The 15,710-nt window shown below is 43.8% G+C and carries 15 protein-coding genes and 1 tRNA gene; 4 read left to right on the top strand and 12 right to left on the bottom strand.

The features are described from left to right. Nucleotides 1-687 precede the first annotated feature (687 nt). The 7 genes from AC4II3_RS24225 to AC4II3_RS24195 all read right to left on the bottom strand — a co-directional run bounded on the left by AC4II3_RS24225 (nucleotide 688) and on the right by AC4II3_RS24195 (nucleotide 8,256). The gene (locus AC4II3_RS24225) at nucleotides 688-930 is read right to left on the bottom strand and encodes a hypothetical protein (protein WP_488011746.1); all 243 of its coding nucleotides are present in this window, start codon (nucleotides 928-930) and stop codon (nucleotides 688-690) included. 101 nt (nucleotides 931-1,031) lie between these two features. Then, entirely contained in the window at nucleotides 1,032-2,030 is a 999-nt protein-coding gene (locus AC4II3_RS24220; RefSeq protein ID WP_488011744.1) for a thioesterase domain-containing protein, read from the bottom strand. Between the two features lie 53 nt (nucleotides 2,031-2,083). Further along, nucleotides 2,084-3,946 (bottom strand): flavin-containing monooxygenase, encoded by a 1,863-nt coding sequence (locus tag AC4II3_RS24215; RefSeq protein WP_488011742.1) that lies wholly within the window; start codon nucleotides 3,944-3,946, stop codon nucleotides 2,084-2,086. 62 nt (nucleotides 3,947-4,008) lie between these two features. Continuing rightward, a complete protein-coding gene (locus tag AC4II3_RS24210; protein ID WP_488011740.1) occupies nucleotides 4,009-4,329 on the bottom strand; it encodes an acyl carrier protein in 321 nt (106 codons plus the stop codon). Nucleotides 4,330-4,409: 80 nt separating this feature from the next. Next, on the bottom strand, nucleotides 4,410-5,393 hold the full coding sequence (locus AC4II3_RS24205; RefSeq protein WP_488011738.1) for an acyl-CoA desaturase: 984 nt from the start codon (nucleotides 5,391-5,393) through the stop codon (nucleotides 4,410-4,412). 60 nt (nucleotides 5,394-5,453) lie between these two features. After that, nucleotides 5,454-6,425: an acyl-CoA desaturase gene (locus AC4II3_RS24200; protein ID WP_488011736.1), complete on the bottom strand. Its 972-nt coding sequence runs from the start codon at nucleotides 6,423-6,425 to the stop codon at nucleotides 5,454-5,456. Nucleotides 6,426-6,489: 64 nt separating this feature from the next. Next, nucleotides 6,490-8,256, bottom strand: a complete 1,767-nt coding sequence (locus AC4II3_RS24195) for a fatty acyl-AMP ligase (RefSeq protein WP_488011734.1) — start codon at nucleotides 8,254-8,256, stop codon at nucleotides 6,490-6,492. Between the two features lie 590 nt (nucleotides 8,257-8,846). Between AC4II3_RS24195 and AC4II3_RS24190 the strand changes: the two genes are divergently transcribed. Together AC4II3_RS24190 and AC4II3_RS24185 are read left to right on the top strand one after the other, a co-directional pair. After that, nucleotides 8,847-9,464, top strand: a complete 618-nt coding sequence (locus AC4II3_RS24190; RefSeq protein ID WP_488011732.1) for a vWA domain-containing protein — start codon at nucleotides 8,847-8,849, stop codon at nucleotides 9,462-9,464. Between the two features lie 305 nt (nucleotides 9,465-9,769). Then, nucleotides 9,770-10,060, top strand: coding sequence for a cupin domain-containing protein (locus AC4II3_RS24185; protein WP_488011730.1), 291 nt, complete (start codon nucleotides 9,770-9,772; stop codon nucleotides 10,058-10,060). 97 nt (nucleotides 10,061-10,157) lie between these two features. On the opposite strand, the gene ccmS is transcribed toward AC4II3_RS24185, so the two are convergent. After that, a complete protein-coding gene (ccmS, locus tag AC4II3_RS24180) occupies nucleotides 10,158-10,586 on the bottom strand; it encodes a beta-carboxysome assembly chaperone CcmS (protein ID WP_488011728.1) in 429 nt (142 codons plus the stop codon). Nucleotides 10,587-10,822: 236 nt separating this feature from the next. Here ccmS and AC4II3_RS24175 point away from each other — a divergent pair, with 236 nt between their 5' ends. Continuing rightward, nucleotides 10,823-11,644: an inositol monophosphatase family protein gene (locus tag AC4II3_RS24175; RefSeq protein WP_488011748.1), complete on the top strand. Its 822-nt coding sequence runs from the start codon at nucleotides 10,823-10,825 to the stop codon at nucleotides 11,642-11,644. 317 nt (nucleotides 11,645-11,961) lie between these two features. On the opposite strand, the gene AC4II3_RS24170 is transcribed toward AC4II3_RS24175, so the two are convergent. The 4 genes from AC4II3_RS24170 to AC4II3_RS24155 all read right to left on the bottom strand — a co-directional run bounded on the left by AC4II3_RS24170 (nucleotide 11,962) and on the right by AC4II3_RS24155 (nucleotide 15,317). Further along, nucleotides 11,962-12,864: a ChaN family lipoprotein gene (locus AC4II3_RS24170; protein ID WP_488011726.1), complete on the bottom strand. Its 903-nt coding sequence runs from the start codon at nucleotides 12,862-12,864 to the stop codon at nucleotides 11,962-11,964. Nucleotides 12,865-12,911: 47 nt separating this feature from the next. Then, nucleotides 12,912-13,961 carry a YheT family hydrolase gene (locus AC4II3_RS24165; RefSeq protein ID WP_488011724.1) on the bottom strand — a complete coding sequence of 350 codons (1,050 nt, stop codon included), beginning with the start codon at nucleotides 13,959-13,961 and terminating at the stop codon, nucleotides 12,912-12,914. A gap of 86 nt (nucleotides 13,962-14,047) precedes the next feature. Next, the gene (locus AC4II3_RS24160) at nucleotides 14,048-14,917 is read right to left on the bottom strand and encodes a sugar kinase (protein WP_488011722.1); all 870 of its coding nucleotides are present in this window, start codon (nucleotides 14,915-14,917) and stop codon (nucleotides 14,048-14,050) included. A 13-nt stretch (nucleotides 14,918-14,930) separates the two neighbouring features. Next, a complete protein-coding gene (locus AC4II3_RS24155; protein WP_488011721.1) occupies nucleotides 14,931-15,317 on the bottom strand; it encodes a DUF4359 domain-containing protein in 387 nt (128 codons plus the stop codon). Between the two features lie 238 nt (nucleotides 15,318-15,555). Here AC4II3_RS24155 and AC4II3_RS24150 point away from each other — a divergent pair. Continuing rightward, a tRNA-His gene (locus AC4II3_RS24150) sits at nucleotides 15,556-15,628 on the top strand. Nucleotides 15,629-15,710: the final 82 nt, after the last annotated feature.

Below are 15,710 nucleotides of genomic sequence, written 5' to 3'. Positions count from 1 at the left end.
TGATGCCCCCCCTAACACACCCTACGCAACTTTTTTACAAATATGAGATGCACCCATCGCATTCTCTATTAAGGTTTTAATTAACCGTTTCAATCGTTAATTACTACTTTTGACTTACTCCTCTCATTTTGATAATTTAGGTGAAGTGCTTATTAAGCTGATACCAGCAGGGTTACTTTAATTCTAAAACAACGTTTTGCAGATTAAGTGGGATCACGGCGCAATCAGAGCTGAAGCAGATCAGGCACACTGGCGGGCTCTGGGGAGATGATACAGGCAAAAAGGTTCTAGAAAAGAGCTCAAAGCTGTGCCAAAATCTGGAAAATGTGAAGACCGTTACCGTTTACTCTCCCTTGAAGTTGCCATAGACTTGCTTCCCTGGTGGAAGTCGCAACTACTCCTCATATCAAAAAGCCCACCCTCGCTGAGGACAGGCTATCAAAACCCCAAAAGTTGTTCAGTTTTGTTGCCATCTTGGCGAATTTGCCTATTAGCAAGGTTAGCCAATGTTGACCAAGTTATTAGCATCCCATTGCCATAGATGCGCCCTTTTTTTTGTTGTATGTAATTGTGATAACCGTTATAAAACCTAATTTGGTTTAACTAGATCAATTTGCTTTAGAGATAGAATAGTCTGGGGACTTGCTAGCAGTATTCTCCACACCATTTCTAGAGTTATGTAATGTTTTAAATTCCTTTTTTAGTTGTTCTAGGTCTTTTTTCAGAGCCTGAGTTTCCTCTTGCAGCAGTTCCTTGGACAAATTCCCAGTCTTGGTTGCGGTGAATTGAGTTATAAATTTCTTTAAGTTCTGTATCTTCTACACTACCGTCGTCGTACTGAAAAATGGTATAAACTTGCTGGCAAAATTTTCCCATTAATAGGGCTTCGTCATAGTTAAATCCTTTGCGGATCGTTAGGGGAATTTTCATTCTTGATTAGTCTTATTAAGGTTAGATATATGCTTTTTACTTGGCGGCGCTCAGCATCTTTATTGAGTCTCTATCAACTTCCCAATCAACTGTTGCAATCTTTAGTGACTACTTTTGACTTCCTTATAATTCTGTTCAAGACAGGCTTTGAGTGTTTTTGCTAGGACTTTAACATGGGGTTGCCTCAAAATATTGAGATGATGCCCTGGAATCTCATGAATCTCTACTCCCTCCTGGACTAAATTAGCCCAACCCAAAGTTGGATGTCGGTGATACGTCCTACAGGAACCGTCACTGCGTAGCAGCGTCATCCGATCTGGATACACCTGCGGCTTGTATCTAATGTAAGCTTTGATGTTTGTCCAAATGATGGGAAACAAGCGACCAATGACCCCTTGGCGAAACTCAACGTTTTCCATTTTCTGGGTGACTGCTTTGGCTATCTCTAATGTTCGACTGGGAGTCTGCAATTTTAGCTGCTGGCTTTCTCCACCCTCTGCCATCTGTTTTCTTTTCTGGGCAGCAAAGGTGGTTAAATTGAAGTAATCGAACACATAAGGCCAGATGTCTAGCACTCCTGATGTGAACAAAAACTTGAGCATCTCCCAGGTATTCATCAATTGGCTGCCATGGCACGCTGTTCCATCTAGGGAAACAAGCAGGACAGATTCACCAGCTTGTTTGAGTTGTTGAGCCATTTCAAATGCGATAATTGCCCCAAAAGACCACCCTCCTATGGCGTATGGTCCTTCTTGCTGCACTGTACGCACGGCTTTAATGTAGCAAGTTGCCATTTCTGGAATCGAGGTTATAGGTTTACTATTCGCCGCTAAACCCAAAGATTGTATCCCAAAAAACGGTTGTTCCTCTCCCAGAAGAAAAGCTAATTCGTAGTAGGGAAAGACTACGCCAGCAAGGGGATGAACACAAAAGAAAGGTTTCTTGCTTCCATGTGGTTGAATGGGAACGAGGCAAGTTTTTGATCGCCTCAACTTGGCTGCTGCTGTTGCCCTCGTTCTAGCTAGTTCCTCTGGGGAAGGGGAACTACCATTAGCCGATTCTTTAGTAGAAAGGGGATTTATCGCCTTTTGCTTGATCACAAAAAAACCTGCAACGGACTGGTATATCTGCTCAAATGTCTTTATTTTACTTTTTAGTCCGCAACAGTAGCCTCAGTTTGAAACACTTTCGGCTCTTTGTAGTTGGGTATCTTGTAGGGAGGCAGATTTGATCTCAACCCGGCTGTAATCGAAGTAGAGTTGAGAATAGCTTGTATCTTCAGCAAAACAGGAAACCAAACTACATATCGAAACAGATCCACCTTCATATACAAGACCCAAAACAGGATAGCGATACCAAGGCTGGTACCTGCTGATAGCTTCACAACCCAGAAAAGGACTGCTGCGAGCAACAGTGCGAGGACATTTGGGTAAAAGAAGTCAAAGAAGACGAGATTCCTAAATTCAGCACCAAAGTGGTTCCCATAAATTTTTGCTACCCTTGCCCCATAACGCTCATAGCCATTGGCGTCCGCACCTGGTCCCCGTAGGCGAAACCGCAGAGGTATCGGCGCACCCAATACGTAAGCTTGTAGTTGTTTCCAAGAACTTAGATGGTTGCCAATTCTCGGTCTACAGCCAATTAACTCAGCCATCTCCTCCATCCAGCGATCGAAGAAATAGACGTGGGGAAGGCGCTCTTGCATAGTCGGACACTCACGGGTGTGTTGGCTTGCCTCTTTTTTGATCAGCTTTTCCAGCTTCTGTGGTTCTGGTAGCTTGACTTTATTAGCGAAAACCTGGGCAACAAAGCGGGCTTGCATCTCTGCCATAGCAGGTATTGACCCAATGGTTGGTCTGACTAAACCAACGAAAGCCAGGTTAGGCATCTCCGGGTGGAAACAACCCTTGTATAGGTCTAGGTGTCGGTACTTCCAGTCGTTTGGTAACTTAATAGACAGCAAAGTCGGTTTGTAGCCGGTGTTTACCACTAAAGCATCAACTTCCTCTCGACTGCCATCCTCAAAGTAGGCACTGGTCTCGTCAAATCTGACTACCCTGCCCTTTGGTACAATCTTTTTGCTGTGAACCAAAAACAAGATATCATCCGTCGGTGCCTCAGGTCGGGTCAGGTTGCCGCTGATTTTACCAAACCGCAGACCAGGTTTTGTCCAGTGTTTGCCGTGCCACCGATATGGAATCATTGCTTCTGGCAACCATTCTTTAGGCAGCAACCGTAATGACTTATGGAAGCGTGCGTATGCTGGCTTAAAAATCTTGGGTAACCGAGTGTACCAGCTCATCCCAAAGGTAAGTACTTCTTGGTAACAACCCATGTACTGACCAATTGGCCAATACATCATCTGATCGATAGGATTACAGGTGAAAGGGTAAATACGGGGGATGGGGGTATAATTAGTAGCGGAGACAACAGTTCTGGCTGCTACGCTGCTAATCTCGGAGTTAATACCAATACCGCTCTCACCAAGGCCAGTGCATAGCACCCGTTTGCCCTTAAACGCCTCTGGTGTCTTATATTTGCTCCCGTGGAGAACCTTGCCACGGAACAGGTCTAACCCTGGGAAGGCCGGTATATCGGGTTCACCGTGCAATCCCGTGCATAGGACAACGAAGTCATAGTCCCTGTATATGCTGTCATTAGTGAGTACATCATACTTTCCGTCAGCTTTCCTCTCAATAGCATGCACAGTAACCCCGCAACGTACACGCTCCTCCAGTCCAAATTTGTTCGCAAATGAACGAAGATATGCCATCATTTGCTCTGGGGTGGGAAAGTCTGGGTAATCGTCTGGCATCGGATAGGACCCAAACTCTGTAATCCATTTGGAAGAGGTAAGAGTAGCAGTAGACCAGCAGTATTTTCTCCAAACGCCTCCTAAATCTTCCTCCTGCTCAAGAATGGTCAACTCTTCAATGCCGACATCTAATAGCTCCTTTGCTGTGACTAAGCCTGATAAACCAGCCCCTACAATTAGGCAACGTTTAGTTGACATCATTGTACTTAGATCTCCTTAACCTCGGTTCAAATTGTTTCACTGCCTTGAGTAAACTCTTGGCCTTATTTATTGGCTAAATGCTGTGCCACTGCTTCTATGGTGGGGTAATCAAATAATAGCGTCGGCTCAATTTCATATCCTAACCACTCTTCGAGATCTCCTGTCAGACCCACTGCTACACTGGAATCCACACCATAGCGCTCAAAAGGTTTCTGCAAATCAACCTTATTTGGAGGTATTTCCATTAGTTCTGCTAGATAGGATACTAACCACTCCTGAATTTCTGATACCGTTGATCGATTCTTGGGTTGATCTGCAAAGTTTTCCTTATTAATTTCGGAAACTGAAGGCATCTGAGCATTTTCATGACTGTCGAGTTTCATGATTAAAAACCTCCTTATTTTTAATTTTAATTAAAAATAAAATTATTAGTTATTATTCATAATAACATTTTTTAAAAAAACTACAACTTATTGACTGAATATGTAGTTTTTTTTGCCTCTACCATTTCTGGGGTTGGTACCTTAACATTCCAAGCTAAGCCAACTAGTTCAAGACCGCGAATCACCCAAGAACCAAAGTCAATTTGCCACCATTTCAGACCGAACCTAGCTGAGTTAGGAAAAGCATGATGGTTGTTGTGCCATGCTTCTCCAAAAGTAGGTATAGCACCCCAGATCTGGTTTCCACTTTTATCTCTAGTATCAAAGGGGCGGCGGCCAATTGTATGACAAATTGAACCAATGTACCAATAAGCGTGATGTACTAGGAAAAGACGCAGGAGTCCCCCCCACAAAAACCCTTTGAATACTCCCAACCAAGTCCAGGTCAAAACTCCTCCTAATGCAGCCGGAATCGCCAGACCAAGAATAACCCAAGTGAGATACTGCTGATTGATTTTAAGCAGGATAGTATCTCGTAACAAATCCTTGGCAAACAGACCATAATTGGTCAATTTACTGTTCATCATCCAACCTAAATGGGCATGCCATAGTCCATGAATTTTACTCAAGCTTTTCTCTTCATGAAAGTGAGGTGAATGAGGATCCCCCGGCTGGTCACTGTATTGATGATGGCGTCGGTGAGTAGCTACCCAATTGATCACGGAGCCCTGAGCTGCCATAGAGCCAAGGATAGCAAGGATAATCCTAATTACTGGTTTTGCCTCGAAGGCTTTATGGGAAAAGTATCTGTGAAAACCGACAGTTACTCCGGTAATCGTCAATATATACATCACAACCAGAAGACCTACCTCAACAGCTCCGATGCCCCATTGCCAACAAAGCCCCACCGCCACTGACGAGCCAACAAAAGGAACTACAATAGTGGCAAAAGCAAAGTTCCATTGCAGTTTTTGCAGGTGTTTATTCTCTATGATTATTCGCGGTTTATAGGCTGATTTTTTAGTATAATTGACGTCAGTGCTGCTGTTGGACTGGATTGACATTTATCTGATCTGTCCTAGTTAGTATATAAAATAAAAATATCAAATAAAAAACGATAATTACTAGCTATCATGCTTGATCTTTTTAGCCAATACCATTTCAACTTTTGGCATCTTGATATTCCACACCAAACCCAACTTTTCCAGAAGGCGAAGAACCCAGCTACCTAAGTCAATTTGCCACCATTCCAATCCATTGATTGCTGAGTAAGGAAAGGCATGATGGTTATTGTGCAATGAGCCTCCTAGGCTCGGAAGCATTAGCATGATGTTATTAGTACTGCGATCGCCTGTATCAAAGGGCCGACTTCCATAGACATGGGCGATTGAGTTGATTCCCCAAATAACATGATGAACCAAGAATATCCGAATCAGCCCTCCCCATAGAAAGCCTTGCAGTGCGCCCATCCAACTCCAAGTCATTAATCCACCTAGGACAGGGGGAATGAGCAGACCCAGCATTACCCAGATCAGGTATAATTGATTGATCCTGGTAATCAGAGGGTCTCGAAGCAAATCTTTGGCATAGATTATAGGATTTCTAAACTCACTCTCGAATAGCCAACCCACATGGGCATGCCATAGTCCCCGAAGCCAACCAAACTTTTGTCCTTGGTGGAGGTTGGGGGAATGAGGATCTCCTGGCTGATCGCTGTATTGGTGATGGCTGCGATGGTGACATACCCAGTAGTTAACAGGTCCTTGAGCTGCCATAGAGCCAAGAATAGCAAGAGTAACTCGGATCGCAGTATTAGTTTTGAAGGCTCCGTGGGAAAAGTAACGGTGAAGACCTACTTCGACACCGAACATGGTCAAGGCATACATAATCACCAACAATACTACTGCCACAAAACTAATACCTGCTTGCCAAGCTAGTGCCATGGCAACAAGTAAACCCAGAACAGGAATTAAAACATTAGCAAAGGCAAAGCGTCGTTGCAGTTTTTGGAGGTTTTTGTTTGTTATCGTTATCTTCTTTGGGTTAGATGAACTGGTAAGCGGCTCGACTATTTTAGTTTTATCTAACTGATTCAATTTTTTTTTTACTCCTACTTACTGCGTTTTTCTTCACAGGGAGTTGATATCAGTTTCCAACTGTTTAAATTTCGCTTTTCCTGAAGACTTTCCCTGACACACCATTCAAACTTCCAGTTAGAAACCCAACACGGCAGTTATGGCGCTGAATTTTACCACTGGAAGTTTTGGGAATACTCCCAGGTTTGATCAGTGCCACATCATAAACCTGAAGTTGATGCTCAGATGCCACTGCTTGGAAGATATTTTCCACTACCTCATCCACATCTAGTTTTTGCCAGTAACTGCGCTCTACCTCCTGGACAACTACTAGTCGCTCCTGATGTCCCAACTCCACTGTAAAAGCTGCTCCAGCACTAGGTCTAAGCGCCTGATGACTCCGCTCCACAGTCAGTTCAATATCTTGGGGATAATGATTGCGACCGCGAATGATCATCACATCCTTGAGGCGACCTGTAACAAATAGTTCTCCATTGTTTACAAAACCTAGGTCTCCAGTCCGCAGAAATGGACCTTTTCCTGTATCTGCTATGTAGCCATGAAATGTCTGTTTTGTTTCTTTTAGTTTGCGCCAATAGCCCTGAGCTACGCTGGCACCGGACACCCAAATTTCTCCTACTTGGTTATCAGCGCATAGCTTTAAGGATTCAGGGTCAACGATTGCAATTTTTTGGTCTAACCATGGCTGACCACAACCTACAACCTTACGGACACCTGCCACGTCCCTAGAGACTGGTATTACTTTATTTTGCTCTAGTGCCTTCCCCGACCCTGAACAGATAATGGGTGGCTCTGTTTTCAACCCCCCAGACACAAATAACGTCGCTTCTGCCATGCCATAGCAGGGGTAAAACGCCTCTTTTCGGAAGCCACAGGGGCCAAATTTAGCAGCAAACTGCTCTAGAGTCTCGGCACGAACTGGTTCTGCTCCTGTAAAAGCGACATCCCAGCTGCTCAAGTCAAGAGTAGCCAACTGTTCTGGCTTCACCTTGCGAATGCACAGATCGTAAGCAAAATTAGGGCCACCACTAGTGGTAGCTTTGTATCGGGAAATCGCTTTTAACCAACGGATAGGCATCTGCAGAAATGCCAGGGGTGAGAGCAGAATACAGGGAATCCCCAAATATAAGGGCTGAAGCACGTTGCCAATTAGCCCCATATCATGGAATAGAGGCAGCCAACCAACAAAAATGGTTTGTTCGCTATGTCCGAAGGCTTGCTTAATCATCCGCTCATTGTGTAGCAGATTACCGTGACTCACCATCACTCCCTTGGGTGTTCCGGTAGAACCCGAGGTGTACTGGAGAAAGGCTAGGCTGCTGCTGTCTAGGGTTGGTTCAGACCAGTCCAACCCTTGGTCGCGATCGCATTTATTGGTAGGAAGCAGGTGCAGCCGAGCCAGAGCTGGATGCTGGGCAAAGCGACTGGTTAACTCGGTCAATAGAGATGTGGTAGTTAGGGCAAACAACGCCTCTGCATCTGATGCGATCGCTAACAACCGAGACAGATTGTGACTGCGTCGGGGTGGTGGATATGCGGGCACTGCAATTACGCCAGCGTACAAGCACCCAAAGAAAGCAGCAATGAAGTCTATACCTGGTGGATAGACTAGTAAAGCTCGTTCCCCCGTTGCTCCCAGAGACTGCAACTGGCTGGCGATCGCCCTTGAGCGTTGGTCTAATACCTGATAAGTGAGTAAATCAGTTTCTTGCTCACCTTTTTCGAGGAAGGTATAAGCGATTTGATCAGGCTGAGTTAGGGCTCTATAGCACAACAACTCTACCAGATTGGAAAACTTGTCGGAAAGCTCTGAACATCTGATATTTCCCAAGTTTCAAGCTCCTTTATAAATAGCGTTTTTCAACGCTTCCTTGCTCCCCTTCAACAGTTTTTTTACTGTTTTAACTATCTTTTGGTGTACTTAGCTGTCTGAGCATTTAGAGACCCCTAAATTAGGCTTAACGAGAAATCTAGCACGAAAAAAAATACCTGTCAACCCTAATCGTAAATAAATTACTCCCACACTCTCGTCCAACTATAGCTATAGAAAACCTAAGTACTCGGACATCTAGGATTACTCACTAGCAGTACTCAATTGATTGAGGTACTTTCGTCCTAGGTTTTAGGGATTAGGGAGTAGGGAGTAGGAAAAAAATGCTTAATATCTCATTACAAATAGAAACCCTATAAATTTTTATTTTTTTTTAATTTGTTAAGAAAACTAAATTTTTTCCAACCCTTTCTGTTCCCGATTTCCAGACCCAACGTTCTTAACTTTTAACACCAATCTTTAATTATATCAGACTACTTGGCTATAGAAAAGTAGCATTTTCAACCAGACTCTCCCAACTCCTGATTGGATCTGATCAGGATTTTTGGTAAAACTTAGGATAAGATCCTAATGGATATCAGAGGATAACTGTGTCTCAAGACCTATTGCAAAACCGAGACTACACTATAATTCTGGCTAGAAATGCCTCTAAAACCTTTGGAACCCAGCCTGGACTGGACAAGCAGTGGTTGCTAGCTCAGGAGTCTATTATCGCCTTGGCAAAGAAATGCGAGGAACTTGATCCAGACGGACTCACCATTTACATTGCATCTACTCCCTATCAAAAATATGACAACACCACTAGTCAGGCATTAGTTGACCTATTTGAACAGCCCTATGGTTCAGACAGCATCAATGTGGTTGAGCCGCTCAAAGTGGCAGTTGATGATCACTTTAGCCGTAAATCCCGCCAGCAGACAAAAGAAAACGGTGATATTATTATCGTCATCCTGGATAGTGAACCAAAGCCACGGATGGCTGTAGTAAAATTATTAGTGGCAGCAACTAAGAAGATGGATTCTCAGGAAGAACTGGGTGTGATGTTTGCTCAAGTGGGAGAAGACCCCATTACTCGTGGTTTTCTAACTGCTTTAGATGATGATTTACATGCTGCGGGAGCTAAGTTAGACATTGCGGACACTAAGCTTTTGTCAGCTATGGAGGAAAGTCAGATTACCAAGTTTTTGCTTGATGCCTTATATGATTAGGATGAAAGCAATCAGCTATCAGCTTAAGCGCTACGCGCACGCTACGCGAACAGCCGTCAGCTATCAGCTTAAGCGCTACGCGCACGCCTGCGCTTAAGCTATCAGGTAATGCCTACTAGGTGATAGCTTGCATTACGGCGGTTTGCATAACTATCAGGTACACAAAATTTTTTTTGTGCTTTCTTCCCTGCTCCCTGCTCCCTGCTCCCTACTCCCTAAAAACCTAGAACAAAAGTACCTAATAGCAATTGGAAACCGCTGTAAAATGAAAGCTTACCACTGACAACGGTTAAAAACCCAAAAGTATGTCTACACCAACCAATATCAATAAAATTCTGATTGAACGTCCTAGTCAAGACCATCTCGATAACTTGGGTGTCTTAAGTTGGCCAATTTGGACAAAGGAAGTCTCGGAATTTCCCTGGACTTACGATGAGCCGGAAACGTGTTACTTGCTAGAGGGTGAAGTAGTTGTCACCCCAGATGGCGGTGAACCAGTTCAAATTGCCAAAGGAGATTTGGTAACTTTCCCAGCTGGAATGTCTTGCACCTGGAATATTCTTTCTAATGTTAGGAAACACTATCAATTTGGCTAGAAATTTGAGGGGCTTTGATCCAGGATTTTATGGAGTAGGGAGTAGGGGGAATAAAATTGAAGTGATTAACCGGAATTTATCTCCCTACTTTATATCCCTATTTTATTGTTTCACTCATCTGCTTCTCTAATTCTTCTAATAATTGATCGACATCCTTACCAACTTGCTCAAAGCACTCTGGTGGGGAAAGTTCAGGTTCAAATTGAATCAGTTTCAACTGTCCATTACCAATGCCAATAATTAGAACTTCCTGCTCAGGTTTATGAGCATCTACCACTCCCAAAATTTCCTGAATTTGGTTATTAACCTGACGATTTAGGGTTTCTATTGCTTCCCTAGGACAGTAAACAAAATGTGGCTTCGGTTTCATATCAAGTCCGAGGGTTTCATCAGTTTCTCCTTTTTCCAGAAAGAGCCCCCAAGCTAGTGCAGCTAATTCTTTTTGATTGGCTTTAACAAACTTATCTAACTGATGTTGCCACTTGTTTATTGCTAAGTCTTGCCGATTACTACCGAATAAGTCCATATAGTATTTATAAATTGGGTGAGGTACTTTCGTTCTGGGTTTTAGTTAGTAGTTAGTAGGGAGCAGGTAAAAAATATTGTGTACCTCATAACTATGGTAAACGCTATACTCACATCCCGATTGTCTAGAGCTACACAAACTAAAAACTAACCCAAGAAACTAAGACAAATGGGTGGTTTTTACTAGATAACTGCACTATGATATCATTTCCGGTACTGCGCACCACCGGACAAGATATGAATGATTTTTGGACAGATATTCTCAACTTTGCCAAAGACACCACAAACCGTGTCGGGAATCGGCACCTTAAGGACTTTGGTCAGGTACAAGGGTCCGAAAAAGCCGATGGTACGTTAGTGACCCAGGCGGACAGGTGGGCAGATCAAGAAATTAGAGATGCGATCGCATCTCATTTCCCTAGCCACGGCGTACTGAGCGAAGAAGCATCCCACCAATTTCCTGAGTCTGAATGGTGCTGGATTATTGACCCTCTTGATGGTACCACCAACTTTACTAGAGGAATTCCCCTGTGGGGGGTTTCCTTAGGCTTGTTGTATCAGGGAACTCCAGTGTTTGGTTATATTCATTTTGCTCCTGTCCAGCAATCCTTTCATGGTTTTTGGCTGGGGAAATCAGACCTCAAAGGTGTTGAAAACGGTGCTTTTCTCAATGGACGTCCCATCCACAGCAGCCAGGATTCCCCTAGCCAAAACCACTTTTTCAACCTGTGCGCCCGTAGTACCTCAGTTATGAAGCAACCCTTCCCCTGCAAAATTCGGATGCTCGGGGTTGCCAGTTACAACTTTCTGGCCACTGCCAACGGTGTCACCTTAGGAGGAGTGGAAGCAACCCCGAAAATTTGGGATTTTGCTGGAGCTTGGGTGATTATTCACGCAGCTGGAGCAGTTTGGGTCCCCTTAGATTCTCAGGCAATTTTCCCCTTGGAAGTAGGCCAAGATTACGGTCAGCGGTCGTTTCCGACTCTAGTTGCAGCACGTCCGGAATTAGTGAGTGTGTTTAAGCCGTTGGTAGAGTTTCTTGGGGATAAGACAAGTTGAATGGAGAATTAAGAATTTAGAATTTAGAATTAAGAATTTAGAATTAAGAATTTAGAATTAAGAATTAAGAATTTAGAATTAAGAATTAAGAATTAAAAATTAAGAATTAAGAATTAAGAATTAAGAATTAAGAATGGAAAATGGAGAATTAAGAATGGAAAATGGAGAAGGTATACTCTAGAAAGTAGAAGGCCAAATGTAGAATTCTACATTCCCAATTCTACATTCTACATTCCCAATTCTACATTCTAAATTCTACATTCTTAATTCTAAATTCTACATTCTACATTCCCAATTCTACATTCTACATTCTTAATTCAAAACGGATGTTCCCATAAATAATCTGCGATCGCATTTTCTCCTGCCAGTTTCTCTGGCTGAGCACCCAACAAAACGGAAATTTGTTCCAACTGATGATTGAACCGTCGAGCAACCCGACTGGGTATACCGTAGTCATAGATAATATGACCTTGCCCAGCAATCACTACTACTTGATAATCTGGGTTAGCTTGGGCAAACAAAGCAATCTTCTCTGCCATGGTTTCATCCCATAACACTTGGGCTGCGAAAAAATTGTCGAAGTTGAGACTATTGCTATGACCGGCATGGTGATGTTGTTGGTAGAATCCCTGAATCAGGTTGCGGTAATCAGCGTTATCTGTGCGAATTTCCGATAATGGGGGAATATGTTCCTGCTCAGCAGAGGTTAAACTCTCTAATCCCCTACGGGCTACTTTACGAGTGACCTCAGTGGGTGTATTTAAGGCTAACACAGGCAGTTGATTGGTTTTAGCAAAGCGTACCAGGGGAGCATAATATTCCCAAGGAAAGCCCCAGCGTTGTTCATACTCACTTTGCTTAACCAACTCAGCTTCTGTGATTTTCCCGGCTAGGTATTGATCTAGGATATCTTGAGCTGGGCGCTGGAACATTTCCATTGCGATCGCAATTTTGGAATTTTCACGGGTTAGTGCTTCAATAATCGCTAACTGCGCTTCATGATCTTTTTGGCTGCTGTGAGTTTCTCCTAAATAAATAACCCGGGCTTTTTTCCATTCCGGTAATACCTCTGGTAGGGATAGTAGATTAACCGTTTCTATCTGTTGTTGCTGGCTAGTGGCAGTTGAACTATTATGTTGAGTATGTTGAGCAAAAACTGGGGTAGTACAGAAAAAGAAAATTCCCAGGGAATAAACAACGACTTTGGTAATTGTACCCATATAAAAGTGATAATAGCGACTCAAAAATCCAACTGGTCATGTTTAGCTTAACGTGATTCAGAATTGGCAGGAAGTAATTGAGCATCACAAAATTCCAAAAGCCGATTCAAAGCCCAAAATTCATCCACATCACCTTTGCCTGTACTAATGTGAGCCACATGACCCCCTTGGGCAGTTAAAATTAAGTTGGCATAGGGATTACTACTCGTGCGCTCTTCCAATTCTGGAATAATAGTAGGGTCAAAAATCGGGTCATCCGCAGCATAGATGACCAAATAGGGCAAAGCTAAGCTGTCCAACAGGTAAAGTGCACTAGTCTTCTGATAGTATTCATTAACGCTAGCAAACCCGTAGTAATCAATCACCATATAGTGGTCAAAGCTCCGCATTGAGTTAATGCACTCCACTACACCAGGTTTGACAGCCTCAGGAAAGTTTTCTAACCGTTGTTGAGATATTTTCCTGAGTTTATGAGTGAACCTCTGTTCGATCAAGCGTCCGATTGGCGTAGATAGCAAATAATCTATGGAGCGATTCGATTCCAGATTAGGAGCCAAAACTGCTCCAAACCTGACCAGAGAACAATTGTTTTCAACTGCTGCCTTAAGTCCCCACAATGCCAACTGTCCCCCCATGGAAAAGCCCACCAAACCGACAGGTTCTGGGCAACCCATCTTTACTAATTGCATGGCTAGCTCCAACTGATCTTCCCCTTCTCGCCAACCGTCAGAAGATGGGACTGGGGATAGTTGTGCACTGCGTCCGTTACTGCGCCAATCATAAATTAAAACTGCCCAACCATTGCTGTAGGCTTTACGAGCAAGGGTACGACTATACCAACCACTATCGACATCCCCTGTAAGGGCATAGTTAACAATCAGGGTACCTTTGGCATTGTCAGGACAACTCCACAATCCGCGCAACGGGACCTGATCCGCACCAGTAAATATGTGTTCCTGCCAGGGAATCAGGGGCAAATGGGAAAGCCAAGGTACTCTTTCCCCCCACCAACTCCAGGTTTTACCGTACCAGTAAGTTGTAGCAATACTTTGGAATAAGCCATTTCTTAGGTACCAGGGAGCTTGGTAGTCTTGCATCAGGTTTCGTGCCTATTTGTAATTACACATCGGAGTATAAGCCCTCCTAGTTCCCTATGGGTGTGGGCAGACAAGCATTTGTTGCTCTAATTTTCAATATCTTTTTCCATCCACCGACGAGTGCCAAAAAACTGACAGGAATTGGAAGCTACCTTTGCTGCTGCGGCTAGGGCATCAGTAAACTCTTTCTGTAGAATATAGTGACAGAAGGCACCGTGAAACACATCCCCAGCTCCCAAGGTATCTACTGCTTGAATTTGGGGTACGGTTACTTCACCGGACACTCCTAAGCTGCGATACTGAATTGGTTTTTCTCCTTGGGTAATGGCAATGTGATTAATCCCAGCGTCTAGGAGATAAGCCATCACCTGTTCTTGACCAGAGCACCCTGGTGGATAGAAATTGGCTGAGCAAATGGCGTAATCAACGTAGGGCAAAATTGTTTCAAATCCTGGCTTCCAGCTACCGCCATCGATGACTACAGGGATATGATGAGTTTTGGCAAATTTTGCGATCGCATTACTAACCACCATCTGATGACCATCAATGAGCACCACATCCACCATCAAGTCTAAATCCTGAGGTATTTGTGTACTGCTGGCTTGGATTTTAGTAGCATTAATCGAAATAACTGCGCGATCGCCTGTGGATTCCGTAACAATGATCGAAGATACTGGTGGCGGTTGGGGGTTAGCTGGATCAAGGTCAGCGATGATTACGCCATGACTGGTCAAATCGCTGCGAATTAGCTGAGTAATCGGATTAATTCCCACCACACCGAGAATTTTAGCTAGATTCCCTAGATAGCTAAAGGTTACTGCTGCATTCGTTGCTGGTCCCCCAGCCGCTACTGTATAGTCAGAGGCAGTTATTTTTTCATTGCTGCTTGGTAGGTTGGTGCTGAGGTATACCAGGTCTAAGGTAACCATCCCCACAAAAATACCAGTGCTCGCCATCTAACAACTACCCTTAGTATGATTTTTCATCAGCCTTGTAAAGGTAAAATTGTTGGCAGATTCCTACAGTTTCAAAAGAGTATGCAGGGATCAGCGTACCAACATCTAGGTCAGTGCGGTAAATACTAAAGAGCAAAAAATTTTCTCGCTTTGTGGTCTGGGCAACAACTTGCTTGATTTGGGGTCGTCCTGTATCCACCAGTATGGTACACTGACGGCGCAGGAAACTGCCTAGGGCTTCGGGAGCTTGGGGACAAACTTCTTCTTTTAGATACTTGCTCAGTTGCTCAACCGCATAATCTTCATAGGTGGCTTGTCCAGGATTAGTCACCACCATTGAGCCTCCCACCACCGCCAGCACTATAGTGCCAAAAGCGGTGACAACCTGTGAAATCTTCATATTAATTTTTCAAGCATATATTATATATTACGATGGCTATCAAGCCTTCGAGTTCCAGATTAACTGCAAAATAGTGGTAACGTCTTGCATGTGTGATGGAAGTCCCTCAGGGTAAGACAATTGCTGCAATTGTCAGCAAACCATAGGACTGACGGAATCAGCAGAAACCCATCAAAATTTCAGAGATTGTTGATAAACCAACAAATAAGATGCTATAATCAACAACGGTAAGATTATGGCGAGCGTAGCCAAGTGGTTAAGGCAGTGGATTGTGGTTCCACCACTCGCGGGTTCGAGTCCCGTCGTTCGCCCTAAAAGTCCGTGGAATGGGCATCTTGCCCGTTTCATGTCTTGATGCAATAGCGAGTGGGGGGAACCCCCTTTGGCGGCGCT

The sequence above is a fragment of the Moorena sp. genome (assembly GCF_982860115.1).
Note: the sequence above shows the minus strand (reverse complement) of the source record. Positions and strands in the feature narration are given on the sequence as shown.